General features: G+C 66.0%; 30 protein-coding genes and 1 tRNA gene. 18 read left to right on the top strand and 13 right to left on the bottom strand.

Translation table 11 applies throughout. The features are described 5' to 3' along the window. Positions 1–4 precede the first annotated feature (4 nt). The 3 genes from tkt to I6F16_RS10195 are packed head-to-tail and all read right to left on the bottom strand — an operon-like array spanning position 5 to position 3,965. On the bottom strand, positions 5–2,023 hold the full coding sequence (gene tkt / locus I6F16_RS10205; protein ID WP_225112610.1) for a transketolase: 2,019 nt from the start codon (positions 2,021–2,023) through the stop codon (positions 5–7). 16 nt (positions 2,024–2,039) lie between these two features. Next, entirely contained in the window at positions 2,040–2,915 is an 876-nt protein-coding gene (locus I6F16_RS10200; protein ID WP_036003856.1) for a phosphoribulokinase, read from the bottom strand. A gap of 12 nt (positions 2,916–2,927) precedes the next feature. Continuing rightward, positions 2,928–3,965, bottom strand: coding sequence for a class 1 fructose-bisphosphatase (locus I6F16_RS10195; RefSeq protein ID WP_225112609.1), 1,038 nt, complete (start codon positions 3,963–3,965; stop codon positions 2,928–2,930). 118 nt (positions 3,966–4,083) lie between these two features. On the opposite strand from I6F16_RS10195, the gene I6F16_RS10190 reads away from it, so the two are divergent. Further along, entirely contained in the window at positions 4,084–5,061 is a 978-nt protein-coding gene (locus tag I6F16_RS10190) for a LysR family transcriptional regulator (RefSeq protein ID WP_036030020.1), read from the top strand. Between the two features lie 237 nt (positions 5,062–5,298). Here I6F16_RS10190 and I6F16_RS10185 read toward each other — a convergent pair whose 3' ends face one another. From I6F16_RS10185 to I6F16_RS10165, 5 genes are all read right to left on the bottom strand, one after another. Next, entirely contained in the window at positions 5,299–5,496 is a 198-nt protein-coding gene (locus I6F16_RS10185) for a hypothetical protein (RefSeq protein WP_036003876.1), read from the bottom strand. Positions 5,497–5,625: 129 nt separating this feature from the next. Then, entirely contained in the window at positions 5,626–6,045 is a 420-nt protein-coding gene (locus tag I6F16_RS10180; RefSeq protein ID WP_225112608.1) for a DUF4118 domain-containing protein, read from the bottom strand. Between the two features lie 121 nt (positions 6,046–6,166). Next, entirely contained in the window at positions 6,167–7,360 is a 1,194-nt protein-coding gene (locus tag I6F16_RS10175; protein ID WP_036030024.1) for an MFS transporter, read from the bottom strand. A gap of 82 nt (positions 7,361–7,442) precedes the next feature. Beyond that, on the bottom strand, positions 7,443–7,997 hold the full coding sequence (locus I6F16_RS10170; RefSeq protein ID WP_225112607.1) for a TetR/AcrR family transcriptional regulator: 555 nt from the start codon (positions 7,995–7,997) through the stop codon (positions 7,443–7,445). Between the two features lie 143 nt (positions 7,998–8,140). Then, the gene (locus I6F16_RS10165; RefSeq protein WP_225112606.1) at positions 8,141–9,100 is read right to left on the bottom strand and encodes an N-carbamoyl-D-amino-acid hydrolase; all 960 of its coding nucleotides are present in this window, start codon (positions 9,098–9,100) and stop codon (positions 8,141–8,143) included. Between the two features lie 129 nt (positions 9,101–9,229). Between I6F16_RS10165 and I6F16_RS10160 the strand changes: the two genes are divergently transcribed. The 3 genes from I6F16_RS10160 (at position 9,230) to I6F16_RS10150 (ending at position 10,577) form a co-directional block, all read left to right on the top strand. Further along, on the top strand, positions 9,230–9,583 hold the full coding sequence (locus tag I6F16_RS10160) for a hypothetical protein (protein WP_225112605.1): 354 nt from the start codon (positions 9,230–9,232) through the stop codon (positions 9,581–9,583). Positions 9,584–9,795: 212 nt separating this feature from the next. Continuing rightward, positions 9,796–10,122 (top strand): hypothetical protein, encoded by a 327-nt coding sequence (locus I6F16_RS10155; RefSeq protein WP_036003836.1) that lies wholly within the window; start codon positions 9,796–9,798, stop codon positions 10,120–10,122. Between the two features lie 158 nt (positions 10,123–10,280). Then, a complete protein-coding gene (locus I6F16_RS10150) occupies positions 10,281–10,577 on the top strand; it encodes a hypothetical protein (protein WP_100213453.1) in 297 nt (98 codons plus the stop codon). Positions 10,578–10,738: 161 nt separating this feature from the next. On the opposite strand, the gene I6F16_RS10145 is transcribed toward I6F16_RS10150, so the two are convergent. Continuing rightward, positions 10,739–11,581, bottom strand: coding sequence for a tripartite tricarboxylate transporter substrate binding protein (locus tag I6F16_RS10145; protein ID WP_225154024.1), 843 nt, complete (start codon positions 11,579–11,581; stop codon positions 10,739–10,741). On the opposite strand from I6F16_RS10145, the gene I6F16_RS10140 reads away from it, so the two are divergent. Continuing rightward, positions 11,580–11,783 (top strand): hypothetical protein, encoded by a 204-nt coding sequence (locus I6F16_RS10140; protein ID WP_225173661.1) that lies wholly within the window; start codon positions 11,580–11,582, stop codon positions 11,781–11,783. The genes I6F16_RS10145 and I6F16_RS10140 overlap by 2 nt on opposite strands. Positions 11,784–12,063: 280 nt before the next feature. Here the strand turns inward: I6F16_RS10140 and I6F16_RS10135 are convergent. After that, positions 12,064–12,140, bottom strand: a tRNA-Pro gene (locus I6F16_RS10135). A gap of 50 nt (positions 12,141–12,190) precedes the next feature. On the opposite strand from I6F16_RS10135, the gene I6F16_RS10130 reads away from it, so the two are divergent. The 6 genes from I6F16_RS10130 to I6F16_RS10105 all read left to right on the top strand — a co-directional run bounded on the left by I6F16_RS10130 (position 12,191) and on the right by I6F16_RS10105 (position 18,107). Beyond that, positions 12,191–13,198: an L-threonylcarbamoyladenylate synthase gene (locus tag I6F16_RS10130; protein ID WP_225173660.1), complete on the top strand. Its 1,008-nt coding sequence runs from the start codon at positions 12,191–12,193 to the stop codon at positions 13,196–13,198. A 16-nt stretch (positions 13,199–13,214) separates the two neighbouring features. Beyond that, positions 13,215–14,639 carry an FAD-binding oxidoreductase gene (locus tag I6F16_RS10125; RefSeq protein ID WP_225173659.1) on the top strand — a complete coding sequence of 475 codons (1,425 nt, stop codon included), beginning with the start codon at positions 13,215–13,217 and terminating at the stop codon, positions 14,637–14,639. Further along, on the top strand, positions 14,636–15,082 hold the full coding sequence (locus I6F16_RS10120; RefSeq protein ID WP_225173658.1) for a GNAT family acetyltransferase: 447 nt from the start codon (positions 14,636–14,638) through the stop codon (positions 15,080–15,082). Before I6F16_RS10125 ends, I6F16_RS10120 begins: the two co-directional genes overlap by 4 nt. Before the next feature lie 9 nt (positions 15,083–15,091). Next, complete coding sequence (locus tag I6F16_RS10115; protein WP_225151486.1) at positions 15,092–15,673, top strand: NUDIX domain-containing protein; 582 nt, start codon at positions 15,092–15,094, stop codon at positions 15,671–15,673. A gap of 275 nt (positions 15,674–15,948) precedes the next feature. Beyond that, entirely contained in the window at positions 15,949–16,878 is a 930-nt protein-coding gene (locus I6F16_RS10110; RefSeq protein WP_225173657.1) for a glycine/sarcosine/betaine reductase selenoprotein B family protein, read from the top strand. A 35-nt stretch (positions 16,879–16,913) separates the two neighbouring features. Continuing rightward, on the top strand, positions 16,914–18,107 hold the full coding sequence (locus I6F16_RS10105) for a CoA transferase (RefSeq protein WP_225173656.1): 1,194 nt from the start codon (positions 16,914–16,916) through the stop codon (positions 18,105–18,107). A 201-nt stretch (positions 18,108–18,308) separates the two neighbouring features. Here the strand turns inward: I6F16_RS10105 and I6F16_RS10100 are convergent, their stop codons facing one another. Continuing rightward, positions 18,309–19,073, bottom strand: coding sequence for an SOS response-associated peptidase (locus tag I6F16_RS10100; RefSeq protein WP_225155384.1), 765 nt, complete (start codon positions 19,071–19,073; stop codon positions 18,309–18,311). 63 nt (positions 19,074–19,136) lie between these two features. On the opposite strand from I6F16_RS10100, the gene I6F16_RS10095 reads away from it, so the two are divergent. The 4 genes from I6F16_RS10095 to I6F16_RS10080 all read left to right on the top strand — a co-directional run bounded on the left by I6F16_RS10095 (position 19,137) and on the right by I6F16_RS10080 (position 21,046). Then, complete coding sequence (locus tag I6F16_RS10095; RefSeq protein ID WP_036003651.1) at positions 19,137–19,646, top strand: hypothetical protein; 510 nt, start codon at positions 19,137–19,139, stop codon at positions 19,644–19,646. Between the two features lie 9 nt (positions 19,647–19,655). Then, positions 19,656–20,090, top strand: a complete 435-nt coding sequence (locus tag I6F16_RS10090) for an NUDIX domain-containing protein (protein ID WP_036003648.1) — start codon at positions 19,656–19,658, stop codon at positions 20,088–20,090. Positions 20,091–20,135: 45 nt separating this feature from the next. Continuing rightward, positions 20,136–20,513, top strand: a complete 378-nt coding sequence (locus tag I6F16_RS10085; protein ID WP_036003646.1) for a TIGR02301 family protein — start codon at positions 20,136–20,138, stop codon at positions 20,511–20,513. 266 nt (positions 20,514–20,779) lie between these two features. Continuing rightward, positions 20,780–21,046, top strand: a complete 267-nt coding sequence (locus I6F16_RS10080) for a hypothetical protein (protein WP_036003643.1) — start codon at positions 20,780–20,782, stop codon at positions 21,044–21,046. A gap of 173 nt (positions 21,047–21,219) precedes the next feature. Here I6F16_RS10080 and I6F16_RS10075 read toward each other — a convergent pair whose 3' ends face one another. Both I6F16_RS10075 and I6F16_RS10070 read right to left on the bottom strand, forming a co-directional pair. After that, entirely contained in the window at positions 21,220–22,089 is an 870-nt protein-coding gene (locus I6F16_RS10075; RefSeq protein ID WP_225173655.1) for a sulfurtransferase, read from the bottom strand. Between the two features lie 153 nt (positions 22,090–22,242). Then, a complete protein-coding gene (locus tag I6F16_RS10070) occupies positions 22,243–23,577 on the bottom strand; it encodes a dihydroorotase (protein ID WP_225173654.1) in 1,335 nt (444 codons plus the stop codon). Positions 23,578–23,675: 98 nt separating this feature from the next. Here I6F16_RS10070 and I6F16_RS10065 point away from each other — a divergent pair, with 98 nt between their 5' ends. The 3 genes from I6F16_RS10065 to I6F16_RS10055 are packed head-to-tail and all read left to right on the top strand — an operon-like array spanning position 23,676 to position 25,785. Continuing rightward, on the top strand, positions 23,676–24,551 hold the full coding sequence (locus I6F16_RS10065; protein WP_225173653.1) for a folate-binding protein: 876 nt from the start codon (positions 23,676–23,678) through the stop codon (positions 24,549–24,551). Further along, complete coding sequence (locus I6F16_RS10060) at positions 24,548–25,174, top strand: DNA-3-methyladenine glycosylase I (RefSeq protein WP_225112592.1); 627 nt, start codon at positions 24,548–24,550, stop codon at positions 25,172–25,174. The genes I6F16_RS10065 and I6F16_RS10060 overlap by 4 nt, the downstream gene beginning before the upstream one ends. Next, entirely contained in the window at positions 25,171–25,785 is a 615-nt protein-coding gene (locus tag I6F16_RS10055) for an HD family hydrolase (RefSeq protein ID WP_036028303.1), read from the top strand. The genes I6F16_RS10060 and I6F16_RS10055 overlap by 4 nt, the downstream gene beginning before the upstream one ends. Positions 25,786–25,841: the final 56 nt, after the last annotated feature.

Raw genomic sequence — 25,841 nt, 5'->3', positions numbered from 1 at the left:
CTCCTTATTGGCTCTTGCGGGCCATCGCCCGGCGAGCCGCTTCCGCAATGCTTTGCGGTGTGATGCCGAATTCGCGGTACAACACCGGGGCGGGGGCCGAGGCGCCGAAGCCGCGCATGCCGACGAATTCGCCGTCAGCGCCGATCCAGCGATGCCAGTCGCCGGCGACAGCTGCCTCGACACCGACACGCGGCGCGGTGCCGAGCACCGAGGCGCGGTAATCATCCGGCTGCTCCTCGAACAGTGCGAAACACGGCGCCGAGACCACGGCGGCGCGAACGTGCTCGGTCGCGAGCAGGCGTGCGGCTTCCAGCGCGATCGAGACTTCCGAGCCGGTTGCGATGAGCGTCACGTCACGGCCGCCGTCCGGCGAGACGACGAGATAGGCACCGTTCGCGACGCGGTTTCTGCCGCGCCCATCGCTGCGGAATGTCGGCAAGGCCTGCCGCGACAGGCATAGCACTGAGGGGCGATGCTCCGCCGCGAGCGCGCAATCCCAGGCCTCCAGCGTCTCCACGGCATCGGCGGGGCGGAACACCAGTAGATTGGGGATCACGCGCAGTGCCGCGAGATGCTCGACCGGCTGGTGCGTCGGTCCGTCCTCACCAAGGCCGATGGAATCGTGCGTCATCACGTGGATGACGCGCAGCCGCATCAAGGCTGCAAGTCGGATCGCCGGCCGGCTGTAGTCGGAGAACGCCAGGAACGTGCCGCCATAGGGGATGAAGCCGCCATGCAGCGCCAGGCCGTTCATCGCTGCGGCCATGCCGTGCTCGCGGATGCCATAGTGGATGTAGTCGCCGGCGAACGCACCGCTCTTGACCGGCGCCTGCGCCTTGGCATGCGTCAGGTTCGAATGGGTGAGGTCCGCGGAGCCGCCGACCAGGCCGGGAATTGTTCCTGCGATTCCCTCGAGCACCTGTTGCGAGGCCTGCCGCGTCGCCAGCTTCGGCCGCTCGGATGCAAAGTGCTCACGCAATTTCGCCGCGGCCAGCGCATAGGAGGCGGGCAGAGCCGCGGCTTTGCCCTCGACGAACAGGTCGCGCTGCTCCAGCGTCGCACCTTCGTAACGATCGAGCCAAGCGAGGCGATCGACCTGCCCGCGCTGCCCGATCATCCGCCAAGCCTTGAGCACCGGGATCGGCACCACGAAAGGCTGATAGTCCCAACCCAGCGTCCGCCGCGCCGCTGCCGTCTGCTCGGTGCCGAGCGGCGCGCCATGCACTTTCTCGGTGCCCTGTCTATCAGGCGCGCCATAGCCGATGATTGTGCGACAGGCGATCAGCGACGGCTTCGCGGTCTCCCGCTCCTCCGCTATCGCCTGCGCCACCGCTTCGGGATCATGTCCGTCGACGCGGCGCACCGACCAGCCGGAGGCAGCGAAGCGCGCGAGCTGGTCGTCCGATGTCGCCAACGAGGTCGGACCGTCGATGGAGATGCCGTTGTCGTCGAACAGCACGATCAGCCGGCCGAGCCCGAGATGACCGGCCAGCGAGATCGCCTCATGGCTGAGGCCTTCCATCAGGCAGCCATCGCCCGCGATAACATAGGTGAAGTGATCGACGAGCCCATCGCCATGCCGCGCATTCGCCATCCGCTCGGCGAGCGCCATGCCGACCGCGGTCGCAATGCCCTGGCCCAGCGGTCCCGTTGTGGTCTCGACACCAGCCGTGTGGCCATATTCGGGGTGGCCCGGCGTCTTCGAGCCCCACTGGCGAAAGGCCTTGATGTCGTCGAGGCTGATATCGCCGCCGGTGAGATGCAGCAGCGCATAGAGCAGCATCGAGCCGTGCCCCGCCGACAGCACGAAGCGGTCGCGGTCCGGCCAGTTCGGATGCGCCGAGTCGAACTTCAGGAAGCGCGAGAACAGCACAGTCGCGACGTCGGCCATGCCCATGGGTAGCCCGGGATGGCCTGACTGCGCTGCCTCGATGGCATCGACCGCGAGGAAGCGGACGGCATTGGCGAGATCGTTATGCGTGACCGCATTGAGGTCGGCTTCGGCATGGACGGAGATGTTCATCGGAGTCTCTCCCTGTTCACTTCAGGCTGCGCTTGCGCTCGATCAGCTGCATGATCAGCGGCGTCAGGATCAGCTGCATGGCCAGGTCCAGCTTCGCGCCCGGGCAGACGATCGAGTTGGCGCGCGACATCCAGCTCTGCGGCAGCATCGAGAGCAGATAGGGGAAGTCGATACCGCGCGGATTCTTGAAGCGGATCACCACCATCGATTCGTCCGGCGTCGGGATCCAGCGCGCGATGAATGGATTGGAGGTGTCCACGGTCGGGACGCGCTGAAAGTTGATGTCGGTCTCGGTGAATTGCGGGCAGATGTAGTGGATGTAGTCGGGCATCCGCCGCAGGATGGTGTCGGTGACCGCCTCGGTCGAATAGCCGCGTGCGCTGCGGTCGCGGTGCAGCTTCTGGATCCATTCGAGGTTGATGACGGGCACGACGCCGATTTTGAGGTCGGCATAGCGCGCGACGTTCACCTTATCGGTGACTACGGCGCCGTGCAGGCCCTCGTAGAACAGCAGGTCCGAATCCTCCGGCAGCTGCTTCCAGTCGGTGAAGGTGCCTGGTGCCGCACCATGCAGCGCCGATTCCTCGGCGTCGTGGACGTAGTGCCGCGTCACCGCGGTGCCGGTCTCGCCGTAGTCGCGGAAGGCGCGTTCCAGCTCCTCGAACAAATTGGTCTCGGGGCTGAAATGGCTGAAGTGCTTGTTGCCGCGCTCGGCCTCCTTCGCCATCTGCGCACGCATCTCGGCACGGTCGTAGCGGTGGAAGGCGTCGCCCTCGATGTAGACGGCGTTGACCTTCTCGCGGAAAAAGATCTGCTCGAAGGTCTTCTTGACGGAGGTGGTGCCGGCGCCGGAGGAGCCGGTGATGGAGATGATCGGATGCTTCCTGGACATCGGACGCCTCGCTCAGAGCCGGAAGAATCCGCGCCGCGCGAACAGCGGCGCCGAGACGCTGGCAACCAGCAGCGGATCGCAATGCAGCTCCTCGACGCGCCGCACCTCGTTGCTCGAGCCCATGATCAGCGGCACGCGCTGGTGCAGGCTCTGCGCCGATAGATCGAGGATGCGCTCGCGCCCGGTCGAGGCCGAGCCGCCGGCCTGCTCGATGATCATCGCCATCGGGTGTGCTTCGTAGGTCAGGCGAAGGCGGCCGTCGCCGTAGCCGGGCCGCGCATCGGAAGGGTAGAGAAACACGCCGCCACGGGTGAGGATGCGATAGGCCTCCGCGACCAGCGACCCGATCCAGCGCATGTTGAAATCGTGGTTGGCGTGCCCGTCGACGCCGGCGAGGCATTCGTCGATGAAGGCGCGCACCGGCGGATCCCAATGCCGGCGGTTCGAGGCGTTGATCGCGAACTCCTCGCAGGCTTCGGCGATCTGCACGCCGCTGCGCGCGAAGCGGAAGCAGCCCGCCTTGCGGTCGAGCGTGAAAATGTCGACGCCGTCGCCGAGCGTCAGCACCAGCGAGGTCTGCGGGCCGTAGGTGACGAAGCCCGCCGCGAGCTGCGCCGAGCCCCGCTGCTGAAAGGCGAGTGAGAGATCATTGGGGGCCGGCAGGATCGAGAAGATCGTGCCGACGGTCATGTTGATGTCGATGTTGGAGGAGCCGTCGAGCGGATCGATCGCGATGCAGATTCGCCCCTGACGATCGACGATCTGGGCCTCACGCATCTCCTCCGACGCCAGCGCCGCGATCGGCAGCCGGCCGAGGCAGCGGCGCAGGATCGCGTCCGCCTGGACGTCGAGGTCGCGTTGGAGATCGCCGTCGCTGTTGCGCCCGGTGGTCAGGCCCGAGGCGTCGGCGAGATCGCCGCTGGCGATGAGATCGGCAATCTCGATCGCTGCGGCCGCGATGGCATCGACCGCGGCTGCCACGGCCAACGCATGCGGCGCGGTCTCAGAGTACCGTTGAAGGTGGTCGTCCAACCTGAGTTGCCCGGTCATCTGCGTCCATCCCCTTGCCGGTGCCGCACCCATTCCCTCCTGGTGGAGGCAGGTAGCGTTCAGTGCCGGCATCAGGAGATTGACAGGAGCGGCTTAATAAGGAAAATTTCTAATTATAATGAGCCTCAAAGAATTTTCTTATAATGGCACCGGCCATGCAGCGGCCCAGCTCCGGCATCTGACGATCCGGCAGCTGCGCTCGCTTGCGGCGCTCTCGGCCAAAGGCAGCGTGACGGCGGCGTCGAGCCATCTCGGGCTGACCCAGCCGGCCGTGACCCAGCAGCTGCGGCAGCTGCAGGACCTGGCCGGCCTGCCCCTGGTGCAGCGAACCGGCGACGGCATGCTGCTGACGGAAGCCGGCAGGGAGGTGCTGGCGCTGGCCGAACGGGTCGAAGCCGCGATCACCGATTGCCAGGGCGCGCTCGACCTGCTCGCGGGGCGGACCGGCGGCACTGTGCATCTCGGCGCGGTCTCGACCGCGAAATATTTCGTGCCGCACGCGATCGCGGCGTTCTCCAAGCGCTACCCCAAGATCGAGATCAAGCTGACCATCGGCAATCGCGAGGAAATCCGCGAGGCGATGCACGGCTACGACCTCGACTTCGCGGTAATGGGTCGGCCACCGGCCGACGTCACCGTCGACGTCCGCCAGCTCGGGCGCAACCCGCACATCATCGTCGCGCGCAAGGGCCATTGGCTGGAGAAGGATTCCGGCCTCAGCCTGACCGATCTCGTGCACGAGACCTTCCTCACCCGCGAGCCCGGCTCGGGCACGCGGACGCTGATGGAGGGCATGTTCCAGAAATCGGATCTCGAGCCGATCATCGGCATGGAGATGAGCAGCAACGAGACCATCAAACAGGCGGTCATCGCCGGGCTCGGCATCGCCTTCATCTCGGCTCACACCGTGGCGCATGAGCTCGCCGAGGGCCGGCTCGTCGTGCTCGACGTCGCGGGCCTGCCGATCGTGCGGCAATGGTACGTGATCCGCCGCAGCGACAAGGTGCTGCTGCCGCCCGCGCAGGCGATGTTCGATTTCCTCGGCTCGGAAGGCTCGAATTATCTGCCTGATTTGCCCGAGCTAGGCGGACGATAGCCGGCCTTCGCTCAGCTCATCAGCTTCATGGCGAGCGTCGCCGCCAGCACCACGATGATCTGGAGCAGGCGCTCCGTCGTGAAGATGCGGTTGAAGGTGGTCATCGCGTGCCCCGGCCGACGTGAAGAAGAATCTCTCGGCCGTTGCTAGCACAGAAGGATGCGGAGACAACTCCGTAGTTGCCCGTGGCGGTCGCGCCTTCGGCGAGCCGGTTCAGGGCGCGCCGATGGCCGGCGATCAGGCCGCGAGCGGGGCGGTGTGGTCCGTGCGCGAGGCGAAATAGGCTTCCAGCTCCGACAGCGCCCGCGCCTCCCACTCGCTCGCCTGCTCCAGCAGCGACCAGCTCTGGCCCGGGCGGAACGCTGCGGTCTGGCGATAGAGCGATGCGATGCCGCGGTAGCGGCGCACGTTCTCCAGGATGGCGTGACCGTTCATGTCCGAAAACTCCCTCGTCATTCCCGCGGGAGAAACTGCGGCCAAATCTTTTTCGAAAAGTTAGCGGCGCGCGGCAAGTTCGCGGATGGTTGCCGGACTGTTGCTCGGGCGCAACGCGCGCGGCGCGATCTATTGCGGATTCGTTGCCGCGCTCTCGCCCGAAGGCTTCAGCCCGCCGCTTCTGACGATTGTCATCGTCGCGCGGCAGAGATCGGCAAGGCCGATCAGGAGGACGGCAAGAAGACAGAACAGGTTGATGGAATCGGCATGCGCGCTGGTCAGCGCATTGAGCTCGAAGAACGGCGGGATGAACGCCCACCACACCAGCGGCACGGTGAGCAGCGCGGCGAATGCCGCCGCCGGTGTACCCGCCATCAGCGCAAGCACGAACAGGCCGGGCAGGAACGCTGCGAAATAGAACTTTGCGCCGAGCAGGACGCAGATGCCCTGAACCACGGCCGAAACCGCGACGACGGCGAGCCCGAGCAGAAACGCCCCCCACGACCATGGCCGTACCCGCCGTGCGCCAAACAGCCCCGCACGTTTCATCAGCATCCCCCTGCCGCCCGTTAACCAGGTGCGTTGCGACGAAAGTACTACAACCGCAACCAATCCGCGAGATGCAAATTGCGTCATCGCGAGGTCGGTCGCACCGTTCGGGCGACGGCCGCTACTCGGTCAGCGCGTAGAGCAACCCCGCGACGGGCAAAGCAAGGCCAATGGCCGATGCGAGCGTCCAGCCTCCCTGTGCGAACGCCCATGCTCCGACCGCCGAGCCGACCGCGCCGGCGGCGAAGAACGTCGCCATGTAGAGACCATTGAGGCGACTGCGGTGCTCGTGCCCGAGCGCGAAGATGGCGCGGAAGCCCAGCACCACATTGCCCTGGACGCCGATATCGATCGCAATCGCGGCCACCACCAGACAGGCGAGGTTCAGCATCGAGCCGGACGCGCCGATGGAGGTCACCAGGAAGCCGGCGGCCGTGAGCAGCATCGCGACCAGCGTCGCGATCCGGCTATGGCCGCGGTCCGCGAGGCGCCCGGCGATCGGTGCTGCGAACACGCCGGCGACGCCGGCCAGCGCGAACAGCGCGATGCCGCGCTGGGAGAAGCCGAACTCGCCGGCGAGCTGGAGTGGCGCCACCGTCCAGAACAGGGTGAAGGCGCCGAACAGGCTCGCCTGGTACAGCGCGCGGCGCCGCAGCAGCGGCGTGGCCCGCACCAGGTCCGGCATCGACAGCAGCAATTGGCCGTAATGCATCCGCGTGACCGGCTTGCGCTTCGGCAGCGTCATCCAGAGCACGGCTGCGAGCACGATCATCAGCGCGGCGGAGGCGAAGAACACTGCGTGCCACGACAGCAAGGCGGTGACGAAGCTCGACACCGGACGCGCCAGCATGATGCCGAGCATCAGGCCGGTCGAGACGTTGCCGACGACGCGGCCGCGGATGGCTTCGGGCGCCAGATGCGCTGCATAGGGGATGATGATCTGCACCGCGACCGAGCCGAGGCCGATGAACAGTGCGGCGAGCAGGAACGGCAGCGCATGGGTTGCGAACGCCGCGGCGAGCAGCGCCGCGGCGCCGAGCATGATCACCGAGCAGATCAGCGCGCGGTTCTCGACGAGATCGCCGAGCGGCACGATCAGCAGCAGCCCGGTGCCGTAGCCGATCTGCGTCATCGTCACGATCAGCCCGCTAGCTGCATGCGACAGGCCGAGCGCGGCGCTGATTGGGGCGATCAGCGGCTGCGCATAATAGATGTTGGCGGCGACCATGCCACAGGCCGCGGCAAGCACGAAGGTCAGGCGCTGCGACACCGCATCCGGCCCCGGCGCGGTCTCGATCGTGGCATTCATCGTCATTCGCATGGTCTCCAGGTAAGGCGCAGGGAATGGCCGTTAGGTAAGGTATAGGGAATGGTCATTCCCTATTCTGACAAAAAATTCAGGCGAGCAGCTTCATTGCGGCGCCGACGAGACGCTCTGCGTCGAGCGGCAGACGCGCCTTGCCGACGACGCGCATTCCCTGCGTGATGCAGAGCATCAGCCGCGCGGTGTCGTCGGCTACGACATGGCGGGGGATCGAGCCATCGGTCTGTCCGGCGCTGATGAGGCCGGCGATGAAGCTCTCGTTGCTCGCGAGCTGTGTGCTGACGCGGGCACCCACGACCGGATCGAGCGCGGACAGTTCGACCGCGCTGCCGACCACGAGGCAGCCGCGCCGCCCCTCGCTGCCCCGGGAATGCTCGACATAGGACAGCAGCACGTTGCGGATTTGCTCGCGGCCGTTTGCACCACGCGCCGCCGCGCTGCGGGTCTGCTGCTGGCGCAGGGCCGTGTAGCGCTCGAATGCGGCGAGAAACACCGCATGCTTGTCGCGAAACGCCTTGTAGATGCTTCCCGTCGCGAGCCGCATCGCCGCAGTGAGGTCCCCGATCGAGGTGGCATGATAGCCGCGCTCACGAAACACGCGCACGGCGCGGTCGAGCGCGGTGTCCATGTCGAATTCCCGGGGACGGCCGGGCAGACGGGCGGCAGGTCGGGAGCGGCGGGCGGTCTTTTGCATTGCGGGATAATAGGGAATGAACGTTTCCGAATAAACACACGTGGTCGTGAAGAGGATCAATGACGAAGGAGAGAGCGTCACCCCCTCCGCGGCACCGGCGTCCCATCCGCCATGATCGTCACGCCCTTCCGCTCGACGATCATGCCGTAGGCGCGCGGCTGGCGGTGCACGTCGAAATTGAAGGTGGTGCGCTTGTAGGAACTGCAGAGATCGAGATCGCAGCGCGCCAGCGCGATCTCGTCGCCCTTTGTCGTGCAGGCCGCAATGATCTCGCCCGAGGGCGCGATGATGCAGCTGCCTCCGATGTGGTCGACGCCCTCCTCCACACCGGCCTTGGCGACCCCGACCACGAATGTGCCGTTCTGATAGGCGCCGGCCTGCATCACCAGATGATTGTGGAACAGCGAGAGATCGTCATGCTCCGGCGCGGGCGGATTGTGCACGGGCGTGTTGTAGCCGATCAGCACCATCTCGACGCCCTGCAGGCCCATCACGCGATAGGTCTCGCTCCAGCGGCGGTCGTTGCAGATCGCCATGCCGATCACGCCGCCGAAGGCACCGACCACGCCGAAGCCGCTGCCGGGCTCGAAATAGCGCTTCTCCAGATGCTGGAATTCGCGCCACGGTTCGTGCTCGGCATGGCCGGGCAGATGCACCTTGCGATATTTCAGGACGATCGCGCCGCTCTTGTCGACGAGGATGGACGTGTTGTAGCGCCTGACAATCCCGACCTCGAGCGTCAGTTCGGCATAGCCGAGGCAGAAGCCGATGCCGAGCTGGCGGGCGAGATCGAACAGCGCCTGTGTCTCGGCACCCGGCATCTCGCGCTCGAAGAAGCTGTCGATCTCGGCCTGGTCCTCGAAGTACCAGCGCGGAAAGAACGTGGTCAGCGCCAGCTCGGGATAGACGATCAGGTCGCAGCCGCAGGCCCGCGCCTCGCGCATCAACGCCATCAGTCGCGCCACCACCGCGGACCTCGACTCGCTCCTCGCGATCGGTCCGAGCTGGCCGGCTGCAATGGTCACAGTTCTCGTCACGCGTCGTTCCTCATCTTTTTCGAGTGCGCCCGGCCAGAGCCTATCACCCGCGCGCACAGGCCGCCTCGGCGCCCCGTACTGAGGGCACAATCAAATTCCGGGCCTGCGGGTATCATCGTGCGGCGCTGGGTGAGCACCAAACAGGAACTTCGTTGCCGATCTGCAACGGTTCCCCGCCGTCTGAAGCCGGACAAAACAAACTCCCATTCCGGCCATGAACCGCTCTCACAAGGCCGTGAGACTATCAGGGGAACGACGATGCGCGCACAACGCGTTTGGAAAGTGAATGGGGCCGCCAGCATCGGGCAGCTTCAATCGAGATTAGACGATCTGAACAAGCGTCTCGGTCAGCTCGAAAACCAGCATCCGGACAGCTGGAAGCTCGAGGAGCTGAGATCGAGCGCGCTCAGCCTGTCGCGGGAGATCGACGACATCCGCTGCGCCGAAGCGACGGCGGCCTTGAGCGAGCTGCTGCGGAAATAGTCGGCCTGCCGATTCGCGCCGGCGCAGGGAACCAAGCGCGGCGGCGGCCATTTCCATGCAAAGCATGGAGCAAGACCATGAGCAGGCAGCTGACGCGCGCCGATCTCGCGCGCGACGTGGCCGGGCCCACGCTGGTTCTGTGCACGGCGGCGGCCTTCACCATCGCGCGCCATTTCTCATTGTGAAGAATTTGACGCTGTGAGGGATTTTGCATGACGTCCGATCCCGAGGAGCAGGTCAGGCTGCAAGGCTACGGCGAGATGACGCTGCGCACCGCGGTCGAGACCTTGATGCTGCTCGCACCGCGTGAGCGGTCCGAGGCCGCGATCTATCGCGTCCGCGACGGCGTGCGCCTCGCGCAAAGCGAGGTCGCCGAGCTCGCATCACACTGGGGTATCCAGCCCGCGCCCAACGTGCGATCGCCGAGACTGGTGCCGGAGCAGCACTGGCAAGACGTCGTCCGCGGCATGGTGCGCGACGCCCCGCTGCCGTCGCTGCTGGTGGCCTTTCTGGTCGGTGTGCTGGTCGCTCGCAGATGATGCGCGCTCGCGATGACGCGCTGACGTCAATGGAAATCGCGGCGTTCCGTGAAACCCGAGGAAACCTTTTTTGCTCGCGAAAACGCGACCGTTCCGCGCGGAACGTCTCGCGGCAGGAGGGATTGGTCCCCCGTTAAGCCTCGAACATGGAGACAACCATGACACGTACGAAACTCGTGAGCGTCGCCGCAACTCTGGCCGCGATTTTGCCGCTCGCAACTGTAAGCCCCAGCCTCGCTGCGGGCCGCGGTCCCGGCCCGTGCACCCCACCGGCTGGAGAAGCAGTCGGCGCCGCCGGGCCCGCCATGAGCGGCGGCCAGTTGATGGCCGGCATCGGCCAATGCCAGCGCATCGGCAGTTGGCACCCTGCCAACACCTACGGTTATTGGGGCCCGGGATACGGCTATGACGGGCCTCGCTGGGGCGCATCAGCCTACGCACCCTACGAAGACTAGGCCCTTCACATCAGAAGATCACAGCGGCGCGGTCGATCACGGCCGCGCCGTTTGCGTTGGAGGGTGGCAAACATGAGGCGGCGCGGCCATCGAGACCTTGATTTGCAGCGGCCCGAAGCATGACGAATAGTCTTAGCAACCGCCTGCCAGAGCAGGATCAATCACTTCTGTTCGCTTGCCCGCATCTGCTCGGCAAAAGGACGCAGGGCTTCGGACATGTCGTCGAGGCGTTTCTGCCACTCCGCGCCAGGCAGGAAGGCGATCACCGGCTCGTCGCCGGGCGAACCCGTCAGGTACTCTGGACTACGCAGGCCCTCGGCGATCCCGGCTTCCAGCTTCTTGACGATGTCGTCCGGAACGCCCTTGGGGACCGCGAAGCCGCGTTCCGCCGTCGTCATGACCGGAAAGCCCGCCTCCTCTGCCGTCGGAACGCCCGGCAGCGATGGAAAGCGCTTCTTCGACAGGATCGCGATGACACGAAGTGGCCCCTTGTTGGTGCCATGCAATTCGGGGATCTCGCTGAGGGTGACCATGCCGACGTCCAGATGCCCGCCCAGGAGATCGGTCCGCTGTGCGGCCGTTCCTCTGTAGGAGATCTCGTTGGGCTCGACTTTCGCGGCTGCCGCAAGCATGCGAATGGCCAGATGACCGTTCGTGCCGGCACCATTGTGACCGAAGGTCACCGAGCCCGGCTTGCTGCGCAGTGCGGCAACGACATCCGGCAGATTGCTGAATCTGCTATCGGCAGGCACCACCATGACATTCGGATCTTCGACGACGCGAGCGACCAGCCGGATTTCATCCGTGGTGTATTGGGTTTTGCGGGTCATTGGCAGGAAGTTGTAGCCTGGCACGTTGACGACACCTATCGAATAGCCCTCGGGCGCCGCGCGCGCGATCGACGCAAACGCGATCTCTCCGCCGGCGCCGGGCTTGTTCAGGACGACGAACTTCGCCTTGCCGCCCAGCACACGCTCGACAAAGGGAAGGAGCTTGCGCGCCATGACATCGGTGCCGCCGCCGGGCGCAAAGCCGACGACGACTTCGATCGGCTTGTCGTCGGGCCACGCGGCCCATGCCGACCCGCAGGCCGCGAAGCCAAAAGCCGTAGCGAGCGCGAGGATTTTCTTGTTCATGATTTCCAGCCCTGTTTTTGTTATTGGCCGATCGCGCCTCAGGCGCGCGATCAGCTTGGGACTCATCTAGCCGTCGGGATGACTGGAGGGCAACCGGCGAGGCACCACGGCCCGGCGCTGAATGGTGGCGTTTTTGGTGGGTGTGCTGATGGCGCGGCGGTAGGCCCCTGACCTAGCTCCGCAAGTCGGAACCGCCGGCGCTCGCTTCTGGCAAGCCATGCTACCGCGACAGGCCACCCTGCCCCGCCAAATCGGCCGTGGACCCAATCCCGAAATCGTTGCAAAAAGGCGTCCTGACGCGCCGGCAGCCGGTCTGCCAAGACTCTGGAATACGTCGACTTTTGGAAGAATGGTCGGAGTGGCAGGATTCGAACCTGCGACCCCTGCGTCCCGAACGCAGTGCTCTACCGGGCTGAGCCACACTCCGACAAGAAGGCGGCTTATAGCGTCGGGCTTGACGCACTGCAAGCGGCCGAGATGAGGAATTTTATCCCTGTGAAGACGGGTGTCGAAACGCTGATATTGCCGGCCGGCGAAGCCGACGCGGAAGCCGCCGCCCGGCGACTTGCGGCCGGCGGGCTGGTCGCGTTTCCGACCGAGACGGTCTACGGGCTCGGGGCGGATGCCGCCAATGCCGCCGCGATCGCCCATCTCTACGCCGCCAAGGGCCGGCCGGCGTTCAATCCGCTGATCGCGCATGTTGCGGATCTCAAAGCCGCGCGGCGGATCGGGCGGTTCGATACGCGCGCGCTGGCGCTTGCGGAGGCGTTCTGGCCGGGGCCGCTGACGCTGGTGGTGCCCAAGACCGAGGACTGCCCGGTGGCGGATCTCGCCACGGCTGGCCTCGACACGGTGGCGATCCGCATCCCCGCCCATCCCGTCGCGCAGGCGATCCTGCGCGCCTTCGGCGGCGCCGTGGTGGCGCCCTCGGCCAACATCTCCGGCCACGTCTCGCCGACGCTGGCCGCGCATGTCGAGAGCGACCTTGCCGGGCGGATCGACCTGATCATCGACGGCGGGCCTGTGACGGTCGGCGTGGAATCCACGATTATCGGCTGCTTCGACGCGCCGATGCTGCTTCGTCCCGGCGGGCTGTCGCGCGAGCGGATCGAGGCGGTGCTGGGCGCGAAGCTGGCGCGGCCGCCGGCGGAGGCTGGCAGCGACGACAGCCAGCCGCTGGCCCCGGGCATGCTGGCCTCGCACTACGCACCGCGCGCCCATGTGCGGCTCAATGCACGTGAGGTGGCGCCGGGCGAAGCGCTGCTGGCGTTCGGCCCGGAGCGCCTGCCCGGCCTTGACGCCGCCTCGGCCGTCATGAATTTGTCGCCCACCGCCGATCTCGATGAAGCCGCGGCCAATCTGTTCGGCTATCTTCGCAGCCTCGATGCGAAAGCGCCGCGGGCGATTGCGGTGATGCCGATTCCCGAAGATGGTCTGGGCGAGGCGATCAACGACCGGCTGCGCCGCGCCGCGGTGGCGCGTTGAAGCAAGAGACGAGGACATGAACATCAACAAGCCTGCCACCCCGCCGCTTGCGCCCGAATTGATCGAGCAATTCCGCAAGATCGTCGGCGACCGCCACGCCATCACCGACCCGACTGACATCGAGCCTTACGTCACCGAGGAGCGCAATCTGTTCCACGGCCGCTCGCCGCTGGTGCTGCGCCCGGGCTCGACGGTGGAGGTTTCCGCGATCTGCAAGCTCGCCTCCGCGCACAACATCGCGCTGGTGCCGCAGGGCGGCAACACCGGGCTCGTCGGCGGCCAGACGCCGCACAATGGCGAGGTGGTAGTGTCGCTGCGCCGGCTCGACAAGATCCGCGAGGTCGACACCGCCTCCAACACCATGACAGTGGAAGCCGGCGTGGTGCTGCAGATCGCGCAAGCCAAGGCCTCCGAGGTCGACCGGCTGTTTCCGCTCTCGCTCGGCGCGGAAGGCAGCTGCACCATCGGCGGCAACCTCTCGACCAATGCCGGCGGCACCGCGGCGCTCGCCTATGGCGTCGCGCGCGAGATGGCGCTGGGCCTCGAAGTGGTGCTCGCCGATGGGCGCGTGCTCAATTCGCTGTCAAAGCTGAAGAAGGACAACACCGGCTACAATCTACACAACCTCTTCATCGGCGCCGAAGGCACGCTCGGCATCATCACCGCGGCGACGCTGAAACTGTTTCCGAAGCCGCGGGCGATCGAGACCGCCTTCGTCGGGCTGAAATCGCCGGCGGCGGCGCTGAAGCTGCTCACCATCGCGCAAGGCGAAGCCGCCAATGCGCTGACGAGCTTCGAGCTGCTGTCGGAGCTGGCGGTGGATTTCTCCGTCCGCCACGGCATCGACGTGCGCGATCCGCTAGCAGAGAAGCATCCCTGGTACGTGCTGATGGAATTGTCATCGCCGAGCGAGGATGCCCGCACGCTGGAGACGATCCTCGGCCGTGCCATGGAGGAGGAGATCGTCGACGACGCCGTGATCGCGGCGAGCCTCGCCCAGCGCGGCGCGTTCTGGAAGCTGCGCGACGAGATGTCGGCGGCGCAGAAGCCGGAAGGCGGCTCGATCAAGCACGACATCTCCGTCCCGGTTGCGGCCGTGCCCGAATTCATCGCGGAAGCCGATGCGGCCGTGGTGAAGCTGATCCCCGGCGCCCGGCCGGTGCCGTTCGGCCATCTCGGCGACGGCAATCTGCATTACAACGTCAGCCAGCCGATCGGCGCCGACACCGCCGATTTCCTCGCGCGCTGGCATGATGTGAACGCGGTGGTGTTCGAGATCGTGCTGCGCATGGGCGGCTCGATCTCGGCCGAGCACGGCATCGGCGTGCTCAAGCGCGACGAGCTCCCCGAGGTGAAGGACAAAACCGCGATCGAGCTGATGCGCTCCATCAAGACGATGCTCGATCCGCTCGGCATCATGAATCCGGGGAAGGTGCTGTGAGCGCTTCCCTTGCGATCGATGCGATCACCGATGCCGACGTCGAGGGCGTGGTCGCGCTGTGGCAGCGCTGCGGCCTGACGCGCCCCTGGAACGACCCGCATGCCGACATCGCACTAGCGCGGCGGCGCGACAATTCCACCGTGCTGGTCGGCCGCGACAATGGCGCGATCGTCGCCACCGTGATGGTCGGCCATGACGGCCATCGCGGCTGGGTCTATTACGTCGCCGTCGATCCCAGCCGTCAGAAGCACGGCTTCGGCCGCATCATCATGGCGGCGGCCGAGGACTGGCTGCGAAGCGCCGGGATTTTGAAGCTGCAGCTCCTGGTCAGGCGCGAGAACGCGCAGGCCAACGCGTTCTATGGCTCGCTCGGCTTCGAGCTGTCGACATCCCTGATGTTCCAGAAGTGGCTCGACGGCCGTGCGACCACGCCAAGCAATTGAGATCGAGGCATGACCCTTTCCGACCGCGTCCGCATCAAGGACGTCCGCGTGCTCTCGGACGGTTGGACCACGCTGAAGACCACGACCTTCGAATACCGGCGCGCAAGTGGCGAGTGGCAGACCCAGCATCGCGAGACCTATGAGCGCGACAACGCCGCCGCCGTGCTGCCATATAATCTCGCGCGACGGACCGTGATCCTGGTGCGCCAGTTCCGCCTTCCGGCCTTCATCCGCGGTTACGACGACCTCTTGATCGAGGCCGCCGCCGGCGTGCTCGACAACGCCGAGCCCGAGGAGCGCATCCGCGCCGAGGCGGAGGAAGAGACCGGCTATCGCCTGCACCATGTCCACAAGGTGTTCGAGGCCTTCATGAGCCCCGGCGCCATCACCGAGAAGCTGCATTTCTTCGTCGCCGAATACGAGCCCGAGATGCGGGTGAGCGACGGCGGCGGCCTGGAGCACGAGGGCGAGGACATCGAGGTGCTGGAGCTGTCCATCGACGAGGCTCTCGCGATGATCGCCGACGGCCGCATCATCGACGCCAAGGCGATCATGCTGCTGCAGTATGTGGCGCTGCATGTGTTCAAGTGACCTTGCGGCTGTCCTTCCTTCTCCCCTTGTGGGAGAAGGTGGCGCGAAGCGCCGGATGAGGGGTTCTCTCCACTTGTGAGATCGTTCGTGAGGATGGATACCCCTCACCCGTCTCGCCGCTATGCGGCGATCCACCCTCTCCCACAAGGGGAGAGGGGAGGAGCGCAGCTCGCTCTATCAAGCCTGCAATTCAGACCTGCGCCGCCGCTCCCCCCGGTTGAGCAACCGCAAAACTATCTCTAGTCTGTCGTCAACTAAGAACCAGGAGACGCGCCATGTCCGCTCCGCGCGACGATGAATTCGGCTTTGCGCCCGACTACGATTCCCCCGTCCCCTACATGCAGCGCACCCGGGATTATTACGCGGCGATCGGCTACACCACGCCGTACCGCTGGGCGCATTACACCGAGGCGCCGTTCCAGCCGCTGAAGAAGCCGTTGTCGCAATCGCGCGTCACCATCATCACCACCGCGGCGCCCTACGATCCGGCCAAGGGCGACCAGGGGCCGGGCGCGGCGTATAATGGCAGCGCGAAGTTTTATCAGGTCTATGACGGCGACACGTCGAAACAGCACGATCTGCGCATCTCGCACATCGGCTACGACCGCAAGCACACCTCGGCAACCGACAACGGCACCTGGTTTCCACTGCCGCAGCTGTTGAAGGCGAGCGCCGCGGGACGGATCGGCGAGGTCGCTCCGCGCTTCTTCGGCGCGCCGACCAACCGCAGCCATCGCGTGACGCTCGACACCGACGCGCCGGAGATCCTGGCGCGCTGCCTCGCGGACAAGGTCGACGTCGCGGTGCTGGTGCCAAACTGCCCGGTCTGCCACCAGACCACGGCGCTGGTGGCGCGGCACCTGGAGCGCAACGGCATTGCCACCGTGGTCATGGGCTGCGCCAAGGACATCGTCGAGCACGCGGCCGTGCCGCGCTTCCTGTTCTCCGACTTCCCGCTCGGCAATTCCGCCGGCAAGCCGCACGACATGGCGTCGCAGGCCCAGACGCTCGAGCTCGCGCTCCGGCTGCTGGAGAGCGCGAGCGGTCCGCAGACCACGATGCAATCGCCGCTGCGCTGGAGCGAGGACGCCTCCTGGAAGCTCGACTACAACAACGTTGCGCAGCTCTCGCCCGAAGAGCTGGCTCGCCGCCGCGCCGAGTTCGACAAGCAGAAGGAGATCGCGCGCGGCAACCGCGCCGCCTGACGTCCTCCAACAACAATAAGCCGAGGGAGAGCGAGGTGACGCGACCGTTCGAGGGCGTGAAGATCCTGGATTTTACGCAAGTGCTGGCCGGCCCCTATGCGAGCTACCAGCTCGCGCTGCTCGGCGCCGACGTCATCAAGATCGAGCGGCGCGAGGGCGAGGACATGCGCCGCACGCCGCTCAGCCGCGAATGGGCCGAGCGCGGGTTGGCGCCGGCGTTTCAGGCCGTCAACGGCAACAAGCGCAGCCTGACGCTCGATCTGCAGAAGCCGGAGGCGATCGCGATCGTGAAGAAGCTCGCAAGCCGTGTCGACGTGGTCATGGAGAATTTTCGGCCCGGCGTGATGGACAAGCTCGGCATCGGCTACGAGGCGCTGGCGGCGATCAACCCGAAGCTGATCTATTGCGCGGTCTCCGGCTTCGGCCAGACCGGCCCCGATCGTTTGCGGCCCGGCTATGACGGCAAGATGCAGGCGCTGTCGGGCATCATGGCGATCACCGGCCACCCCGAGACGGGGCCGACGCGCGCGGGATTCGCCGTGTGCGATGTGCTCTCGGGCGCCACCGCTGCCTTCGGCGTCTCGAGCGCGCTCTATCAGCGCGACCGCACCGGCAAGGGGCAGCTGATCGACATCTCCATGCTGGAGGCGACGCTGGCGTTTCTCTCGGGCCAGATCGCCGACTGGTCGGTCGCCGGACATCGACAGCAGCTATCGGGCAATCAGGCGGTGAGCCGCCGGACCACGGCGAATTTGTTCAAGTGCGGCGACGGCCATATCCTCCTCGCCGTCAACAACGAGAAGCAGTACCGCGCGCTGATGGCTGCGCTCGGGCGCGAGGATACGCTGTCAGATCCGCGCTTTGCCGACTGGTTCTCGCGCAACGAGAACGAGGGCGCGCTGCGCGCCATCATCGAGCAGGCGCTGGCAAAACGGCCGGCACGCGAATGGGAGACAATTCTTGAGGACGCCGGCGCGCCCTGCGCCAGCATCTGGAAGGTCGAGGAGGTCATCGACCATCCCCAAATCAAGGCGCGCGGCGCGATCCAGGAGCTGGACACGGAATACGGCCGCCTGCGCTTTGCCGGCAGCGGCTTCAAGCTCGCTCATGGCGGCGGCCGGCTGGATCGCATGGCGCCGCAGCTGGGCGCGGATACGGATGCGGTGCTGGGCGAGCTGGGGTTCGATGCGGGAGAGATCGCGGGGCTGAGAGCGCGGGAGATTGTGTGACGGCAGCGCCTCACACTCAGTCGTCGTCCCGGGGCGCGCGTAGCGCGAACCCGGGACCCATAACCACAGGATCGCGTTTGACGAAGACTCGTGGTGAACAGTTTGCGCCATAACCTCATCCTGTGGCTATGGGTCCCGGATCGGCGCGCGCTTTGGGCGCGCTTGTCCGGGACGACAGCGGAGTGAGTGGCGGCACCGCACCTAGAACAACGACCCCTGCCCGTCATCTGATGACGCTGCCGCAGTCTTCCGCACCGCCTTCTTCGGCTTCGCCGCCTCGGCCTCAGCCTCGATCTCCTCCGCACTGATCGGCAGCACGAGCTGCTCGTCGTCATTGGCGACGCGGTTGACGCGGGTGGAGACCGGGTGCCAGGCGAATTCTCCGACGCGCGGGGCCCTCATCAGCGGCAGGATTGCATCGATCTCGTCGCCGTTGCTGTCGAGCCAGCGCTCGAAGTCGCGCGGGCTGATGGTGACGGGCACACGGTCATGCAGCGCGGCGAGATCCTCGCCTGCCCCGGCGGTGACGATCGCGACCGTGTCGAGTTCCTCGCCGTTCGGCCCGACCCAGGTCTCGAACACAGCGGCAAAACCGAGCGGCTCACCGTCGGCGCGGTGGATGAAGAAGGGCTGCTTGCGGCCGGCTTCCGTCTTCCATTCGTAATAACCATCGGCCGGGATCAGACCGCGCCGGCGGCGAATCGCATTCTTGAAGGCGGGCTTCTCCAGCACCGTCTCGGAACGGGCGTTGATCAGGAGCGTGAACCCGCGGGGGTCCTTGACCCAGCCGGGCAACAGGCCCCAGCGCATCAGACGGAAATGGCGCGCGCCGTTCTCGAGCAGCACCACCGGAATCGGTTGTGTCGGCGCGACATTGTACCGGGGCGGGAAATTCGGCTGCTCGACATAGCCGAACAGTTGCCGCAAAGCCGCGGGGGCCGAAGTTATGACGAAGCGTCCACACATCCTTGGAGGCCTATATAGGGTCCGTTCAGGTCCTTTTAACCCCGAACGTTAACACTGCGGCAGATGAGCTCAACGGCCTCCCAACCCGCGCGGACGCATGTACAGACGGGCCCTGAGGCGACCGCCTGGGCCGAACGGCTGCGCGTGGCCAACATCAATCCGCGCACCGGGCTTGCCACCGACTATCTCAACCATTTCAATGAAGCCGTGATGCTGCTCGAAATGGTGCCGGATATGCCGGAATGCGCCGAGGACTTCCTGACCTGGACGCCGCTGTCCTATGCCGAGCATTTCACGGCGTCGAATTTCAAGGCGCGGGATTTGGCGATCGAAGCCTATGAGAAAGCCGATCCCAACGTGCGTGCCCAGTTCGACCACTTGACGGATACCATGACCTCGATCCTGACCGCGGTCGGCTCGGCCATGCGCGAGGTCGAGAAGGACACGACGCGCGTCCGCCTCGCCGAGCAGGCCACGCTTTGGGTCAAGCCCCTGATCGCAGCCTGCGGCGGCATCATCAATGGCGGGGCGGAAGCCGACGTCGACACCATCATGGCGAACTCATCCGGATAGGTGACGCGATTGGCCGCAATCGTCCATCCTGCCCATCCCCAGCTTGCGGTCAGCGCGGCGATCTTCCGCGACGGCAAGGTGCTACTGGTCCGCCGCGCCCGCTCGCCGGCCAAGGGCTTCTATTCGCTGCCGGGTGGCCGGGTCGAGTTCGGCGAATCGCTGCATCAGGCCCTGAGCCGCGAGGTCGACGAGGAAACCGGCCTTTGCATCGAGATCATTGGCCTCGCCGGCTGGCGCGAGGTGCTGCCGGCCGCGGCCGGCGCCGGCCATTACCTGATCATGTCCTTTGCCGCGCGCTGGACGGCCCGGGAGCCGGCGCTGAACGACGAGCTCGACGATCACCGCTGGATCGCCCCTGGCGCCCTGGCAAGCCTCGGCGACCTCAAGCTGACCGGGGGGCTGGAGGAGGTCATCCTGTCCGCTCACCGGCTGCTTGGAGCCTGACCGCCCGCCTTGCGCCAGCCGTCCCGAGGGGGCATACAGCCGCCGATGTCGTCGCGATTTCTGGCCATTTTTGTCCTGATTCTCGCCTGCGCCTCCGTGCCTGCGAGGGCCCAGGACGTGGCGGCGCCGTTTGACGGCGAACTGCAGCGGCTGGCCGAGATCCTCGGCGGCCTGCACTATCTGCGCGGCATCTGCGGGGCCAACGAGGGTAACAAATGGCGCAACGAGATGCAGGCGCTGATCGATGCCGAGACCCCCTCCGGCGAGCGCCGCACCCGCATGATCGCCGGCTTCAACCGTGGCTATAACGGTTTTCAGCAGACCTATCGCAGCTGCACGCCGGCCGCGATGGTGGCGATCCGCCGCTACATCGAGGAAGGCTCGAAGATCTCGCGCGATCTCACGGCGCGCTACGCGAACTAGCTACCCCGTCATTCCGGGGCTCGCGCGCGAGAGCCCGGAAATCCATTCATCCACCGTCTCTGATGCCCGATGGATTCCGGGCTCGCGCGAGGCGCGCCCCGGAATGACGGCGCGGTCGACGCATGTGCGGGCCTGGAACCCTGTCATCGACTTTGTTCACAGCCGTTAACCGTTCTTAAAGATGTGGCCTAGCGGTCGTTAACGCCCGTGCTACACCTCTCGCACAGCGCATCGCCGTGGATCGCGCCCCAGCCTGACTGAGTTTCATGAGCCAGCCGATTTCCTACGCCCCCGCCCGCGCGCCGCTGCCCGATCACGAGCAGAAACAGGCCGCACTGAGCTATCTCAACGAGGCCTGGGCCGAGGCGCGTCATGACGGCGTCGACGGCGACTGCCTGGCGCAGGCGAGCCTGTTCGCAGCCCTCGCCGAGCTCGTCGGCACCTATGGCGAGGACGCAGTGGCAAAGTTCGTCGAGGGCTTTCCCGGCCGCATTCGCAACGGCGAATTCTCGGTCGGCATCTGCAGGCAGTAAGCCGTCCCGAAAATGACCCCGCCACGCGGGCGGGGCCAGTTGACGGATGAATGACTCTGCGAAAGTTGTCGCGAAAGTCTGCCGCTCTTATCGCATGGAAGCCGTTGCCGGCGGACAAGCATTAGTCTCGCGATGACCGGGAGATGTTCCCGACCGACCCGGGAACGCGCGCCTCAGTCCGTCTCGATCGGCAGCGCCGGATCCCTCGCCCATTCGCCGATCGAAGCGTCGTAGAGCGTCAGCTTGTCGTAGCCGAGCTGCGTCAGCAGCAGGAGGTCGATCGTCGCCGAGATGCCGCCGCCGCAATAAAGAATTACGTTCTTTTCGCGCGTGACGCCCTGGGCGGCGAACTTCGCTTGCGCATCCGCAAGATTCGTCACCGTCTTGTCGGCGTTCACGAGTGTGGCTGCGGGAACGTTGACGCTGCCGGGAACGCGGCCCGGCCGGCCATAGCGGCTCGGCTCGAGGCCGCGGTGAAACTGCGGCCCGAGCGCGTTGACGATGATGGTCGCGGGATCGCCGATCCGCGCCAGCACGGCTTCCTTGTCGACGAAGCAGCCTGGGCGCGGCGCCGCCTTGAAGGCCGTCACCGGATAGCCTTTCGGTGCGCCCGTCTCGGTCGGCCGTCCCTCCTGCTGCCATTTGTCGAAGCCGCCGTCGAGCACGTGGGCATCGACGCCGAGCGCGCGCAACATCCACCAGAACCGTGTTGCCCACATCATTGTGCCGATGCTGTAGAGCACGATTGGTTTGCCCGCATTGAGGCCGTGGCGGCCGAAGGAGGCCTCCAGCTGGGCGAGATCGGGCATCATGAAGAAGTGTTGCGACGAGGTATCCGAGAACTCGCCTTGCAGGTCGAGGAAATCGGCGCCCGGGATGTGGCCCGCCGCGAACGTCTTGTCGCCGGGCACGGCGCGATAAGGCACGGCGCTGCCTTCCGGCGCGGGCTCAAGATAGGTCGTGCAGTCGTAGAGGCGAAGGTTGGGATCGCCGAGCATGGCGGCGAGCTGCTCGGTGGTGATGAGGGCGGCGGGTTGGGACATCAGGCTGCACTCCCGTTCGAGAGGAAGTGTAGACCGCTCCTCTCGTCATTGCGAGCGCAGCGAAGCAATCCAGAGTCTTTCCGCAGCGACAGACTGGATTGCTTCGCTGCGCTCGCAATGACGGTGGAAGCCCCGTGCGTCCCCCACATCACTCTACTGCTTCAGCGTCTCCAGGAACCGCACCGGCTCGCCCTGCGCGGCCGTCACCAGCTCGCCCTGCCACATCACGCGACGGCCGCGGATAAAGGTGCCGACCGGCCAGCCGGTGACGCGAACGCCGTCATAGGGCGTCCAGCCGGCCTTGGACGCCACCCATTTGTTGGTAATGGTCTCGCTGCGCTTGAGATCGACGATGGTGAAGTCGGCATCGTAGCCGGCGGCGATCCGGCCCTTGCAGGCCATGTTGTAGAGGCGCGCGGGACCGGCACTGGTGAGGTCGACGAAACGTGCCAGCGAGAGCCGGCCCGCATTGACGTGATCGAGCATCACAGGCACCAGCGTCTGCACGCCGGTCATGCCCGAGGGCGAAGCCGGATAGGTCTTCTGCTTCTCCTCCAGCGTATGCGGAGCGTGGTCGGAGCCGAGCACGTCGATGATGCCCTGCTCGATGCCGCGCCAGATGCCGGCGCGATGATCGGCGCCGCGCACCGGCGGGTTCATCTGCGCCAGGGTGCCGAGCCGCTCGTAGCATTCCGGGGCGACCAGGGTGAGATGGTGCGGCGTCGCCTCGCAGGAGGCGACATCCTTATGGTCGCGCAGGAACTCGATCTCCTCCTTGGTCGAGATGTGCAGCACGTGGATGCGCTTGCCGGTCTCGTGCGCGAGCTTGACCAGGCGCTGCGTCGCCATCAGCGCGGCGGTCTCGTCGCGCCAGACCGGATGCGAGCGCGCATCGCCCTCGATGCGCAGCGATTTGCGCTCGTTGAGGCGGTATTCGTCCTCGGCGTGGAAGGCGGCCCGGCGGCGGATCACCTGGAAGATGCGGCGCAGGCTCTCGTCGTCCTCGACCAGCAGCGCACCGGTGGACGAGCCGATGAACACCTTGACGCCGGCGCAGCCGGGTGCGCGCTCCAGCACCGGCAGGTCCCGCACGTTCTCGCGCGTGCCGCCGATGAAGAAGGCGAAATCGCAATGCATGCGGTGATGGGCCCGCTTCACCTTGTCGGTGAATTCGGCCTCCGTCACGGTCAGCGGCGAGGTGTTGGGCATCTCGAACACGGCGGTGACGCCGCCCATCACGGCGCTGCGCGAGCCGGTCTCGAGGTCTTCCTTGTGCGTCAGCCCGGGCTCGCGGAAATGCACCTGCGTGTCCATCACGCCGGGCAGGATGTGCAGGCCCTTGCAGTCGATCACCTCGGCGGCCGAACCTTGCGACAGCGGACCGAGCTCGGCGATGCGACCGCCCGTGATGCCGATATCGCGCACGCCCTCGCCGTCCTGGTTGACGACGGTGCCACCCTTCAGGATCAGATCGAAACGCTGGGTCATGGGGCCTCTCTCATCCTCGGGGGCGCAGGGCTCGAGGTCTTGTCGTTTATGCGTTGCGGGCTTACGTTCCGGAGCAACATGTCGCAAGAGATTTTCGCATGAAATCGGCGTTTCTTCCCGATCGGGGCGTGATCAAAGTCGCGGGTGAGGATGCGCGCAACTTCCTCAATGGCCTCGTCACCACCGACCTGGACAGGCTGAAACCTGGTCTGGGGCGATTCGGCGCATTGCTGACGCCGCAGGGCAAGATCATCGTGGATTTCCTGATCACGGAAGCGCCCGCGGGTCATGGCGGTGGGTTCCTGATCGACTGCCCGAAGGCGCTGGCGGACACCCTCGCCACCAAGCTGAATTTCTACAAGTTGCGCGCCAAGGTCACCGTGGACAAGCTCGACCTCGGCGTGCTCGCGGCCTGGGACGGCGAGCCGGCGACGCAGCCCGACCTTGCCTTTGCCGATCCGCGGGCTGAGGGGCTCGGCACCCGCATCCTGATCCCGGAAGATCTCAAGCAGAAACTGTCCGATCTCATCGGCGCCGAGCTGGTCGATGCGGCGGCCTACGAGGCGCACCGCATCGCGCTCGGCGTGCCGCGCGGCGGGCTCGATTTCATGTACAGCGATGCGTTCCCGCATGAGACCAACATGGATCGCCTCGCCGGCGTCGATTTCGACAAGGGCTGCTATGTCGGCCAGGAGGTCGTCTCGCGTATGCAGCATCGCGGCACCGCGCGCACGCGCAGCGTGAAGGTGCTGCTCGAGGGCGCCTCGCCCGAGCCTGGCACAACCATTCTCGCCAGCGACAAGCCGGTCGGCACCATCGGCTCGACGGCCGGCGGCAAGGGCATCGCGCTGGTGCGCATCGATCGTGTCGCCGATGCACTCGATGCAGGCCAGCCGCTCACCGCTGGGGGGCTGGCTTTGACACTCGCTGAACCAGACGTCGTTCGCATTCCAGCCAAGCAGCCGATCGCATGAGCCGCGCTGCCCGCTTGCATCCCGATGGTCTGACCCGCTGCCCCTGGCCGGGCGAAGATCCGCTTTATGTCGCCTATCACGACACCGAATGGGGCGTGCCGGAATACGACGACCGCGCGCTGTACGAGAAGCTGATGCTGGACGGCTTCCAGGCCGGCCTGTCCTGGATCACGATCCTGCGCAAGCGCGACAATTTCCGCAAAGCCTTCGACGATTTCCAGCCGGAGAAGATCGCGCGTTACACGCCCAAGAAGGTTCACGCGCTGATGAACGATGCCGGCATCGTGCGCAACAAGGCCAAGATCGAAGGCGCGATCCTAAGCGCAAAGTCCTATCTCGACATCATGGAGAAGGGCCCGGGCTTCTCGAAGCTGCTGTGGGACTTCATGGACGGACGGCCCAAGGTCAACCAGTTCAAGACCACGGGAAGCGTGCCGGCCTCGACGCCGCTCTCGGTGCAGATCTCCAAGGAGCTGTCCTCGCGCGGCTTCAAATTCGTCGGCCCGACCATCGTCTATGCCTTCATGCAGGCGACCGGCATGGTCAACGACCACCTGGTCGACTGCCACTGTCATGCGACCTGCAGCAAGACCCAGCGCAAGCTGCGCCTCAAGGCCAAATGACGGCGAAGAAGGCAGCGCGCAACGAAGAGGTCCGCGCCTGGCAGCGCATGCTGTCGGGCCGGCGGCTCGACCTGCTCGATCCTTCCCCGCTCGACATCGAAATCGGCGACATCGCGCACGGGCTGGCGCGGGTGGCGCGCTGGAACGGACAGACCCTCGGCGCGCACATCTTTTCGGTCGCGCAGCATACGTTGCTGGTAGAGACCGTGCTGCGGCATGAGATACCCCGCGTCGACCAGCGCGTGCGGCTCGCGGCCCTGCTGCATGATGCGCCGGAATATGTGATCGGCGACATGATCTCGCCGTTCAAGGCCGTGCTCGACGGTCATTACAAGGCCGTCGAGAAGCGGCTGCTCGGTGCCATCCATATCCGCTTCGGTTTGCCGCCGGTATTGCCAGATGACATCACGCAGGCCATCAAGGCCGCCGATCGCGGCGCGGCCTATCTCGAGGCGACCGAGCTCGCCGGCTTCAGCGCAAGCGAAGCGCGGCGCCTGTTCGGCAAGGATCCGGGTCTCTCCGACAGCGTCCGACGCGACTATCTGACGCCCTGGACCGCGGCGCGGGCCGAGAAGCAGTTTCTGGAGCGGTTTGGCGCCGTGTTTGCGTAGCATTATTCCTTCGTAGGGTGGGCAAAGCGAAGCGTGCCCACCGAACCAAGCGACAT

The organism is Bradyrhizobium sp. IC4060, from assembly GCF_020193715.1.
In the GTDB taxonomy this organism is placed as follows: Bacteria; Pseudomonadota; Alphaproteobacteria; order Rhizobiales; family Xanthobacteraceae; genus Bradyrhizobium; species Bradyrhizobium yuanmingense.
This window is presented reverse-complemented; position numbering and strand designations above follow the sequence as displayed.

Excerpts from the sequence above, each read along its gene's own strand:
- I6F16_RS10095 (WP_036003651.1), top strand. The coding sequence starts at position 19,137 with ATGAGCTCAACGGCCTCCCAACCCGCGCGGACGCATGTACAGACGGGC.
- tkt (WP_225112610.1), bottom strand. The coding sequence starts at position 2,023 with ATGAACATCTCCGTCCATGCCGAAGCCGACCTCAATGCGGTCACGCAT.
- I6F16_RS10190 (WP_036030020.1), top strand. The coding sequence starts at position 4,084 with ATGAGCCTCAAAGAATTTTCTTATAATGGCACCGGCCATGCAGCGGCC.
- I6F16_RS10200 (WP_036003856.1), bottom strand. The coding sequence starts at position 2,915 with ATGTCCAGGAAGCATCCGATCATCTCCATCACCGGCTCCTCCGGCGCC.
- I6F16_RS10055 (WP_036028303.1), top strand. The coding sequence starts at position 25,171 with ATGACGGCGAAGAAGGCAGCGCGCAACGAAGAGGTCCGCGCCTGGCAG.
- I6F16_RS10185 (WP_036003876.1), bottom strand. The coding sequence starts at position 5,496 with ATGAACGGTCACGCCATCCTGGAGAACGTGCGCCGCTACCGCGGCATC.
- I6F16_RS10180 (WP_225112608.1), bottom strand. The coding sequence starts at position 6,045 with ATGAAACGTGCGGGGCTGTTTGGCGCACGGCGGGTACGGCCATGGTCG.
- I6F16_RS10130 (WP_225173660.1), top strand. The coding sequence starts at position 12,191 with ATGAGGAATTTTATCCCTGTGAAGACGGGTGTCGAAACGCTGATATTG.
- I6F16_RS10070 (WP_225173654.1), bottom strand. The coding sequence starts at position 23,577 with ATGACCCAGCGTTTCGATCTGATCCTGAAGGGTGGCACCGTCGTCAAC.
- I6F16_RS10085 (WP_036003646.1), top strand. The coding sequence starts at position 20,136 with ATGTCGTCGCGATTTCTGGCCATTTTTGTCCTGATTCTCGCCTGCGCC.
- I6F16_RS10100 (WP_225155384.1), bottom strand. The coding sequence starts at position 19,073 with ATGTGTGGACGCTTCGTCATAACTTCGGCCCCCGCGGCTTTGCGGCAA.
- I6F16_RS10150 (WP_100213453.1), top strand. The coding sequence starts at position 10,281 with ATGACACGTACGAAACTCGTGAGCGTCGCCGCAACTCTGGCCGCGATT.
- I6F16_RS10110 (WP_225173657.1), top strand. The coding sequence starts at position 15,949 with ATGTCCGCTCCGCGCGACGATGAATTCGGCTTTGCGCCCGACTACGAT.
- I6F16_RS10195 (WP_225112609.1), bottom strand. The coding sequence starts at position 3,965 with ATGACCGGGCAACTCAGGTTGGACGACCACCTTCAACGGTACTCTGAG.
- I6F16_RS10060 (WP_225112592.1), top strand. The coding sequence starts at position 24,548 with ATGAGCCGCGCTGCCCGCTTGCATCCCGATGGTCTGACCCGCTGCCCC.
- I6F16_RS10075 (WP_225173655.1), bottom strand. The coding sequence starts at position 22,089 with ATGTCCCAACCCGCCGCCCTCATCACCACCGAGCAGCTCGCCGCCATG.
- I6F16_RS10145 (WP_225154024.1), bottom strand. The coding sequence starts at position 11,581 with ATGGCGCGCAAGCTCCTTCCCTTTGTCGAGCGTGTGCTGGGCGGCAAG.
- I6F16_RS10125 (WP_225173659.1), top strand. The coding sequence starts at position 13,215 with ATGAACATCAACAAGCCTGCCACCCCGCCGCTTGCGCCCGAATTGATC.
- I6F16_RS10155 (WP_036003836.1), top strand. The coding sequence starts at position 9,796 with ATGACGTCCGATCCCGAGGAGCAGGTCAGGCTGCAAGGCTACGGCGAG.
- I6F16_RS10065 (WP_225173653.1), top strand. The coding sequence starts at position 23,676 with ATGAAATCGGCGTTTCTTCCCGATCGGGGCGTGATCAAAGTCGCGGGT.
- I6F16_RS10140 (WP_225173661.1), top strand. The coding sequence starts at position 11,580 with ATGACATCGGTGCCGCCGCCGGGCGCAAAGCCGACGACGACTTCGATC.
- I6F16_RS10175 (WP_036030024.1), bottom strand. The coding sequence starts at position 7,360 with ATGACGATGAATGCCACGATCGAGACCGCGCCGGGGCCGGATGCGGTG.
- I6F16_RS10080 (WP_036003643.1), top strand. The coding sequence starts at position 20,780 with ATGAGCCAGCCGATTTCCTACGCCCCCGCCCGCGCGCCGCTGCCCGAT.
- I6F16_RS10115 (WP_225151486.1), top strand. The coding sequence starts at position 15,092 with ATGACCCTTTCCGACCGCGTCCGCATCAAGGACGTCCGCGTGCTCTCG.
- I6F16_RS10170 (WP_225112607.1), bottom strand. The coding sequence starts at position 7,997 with ATGGACACCGCGCTCGACCGCGCCGTGCGCGTGTTTCGTGAGCGCGGC.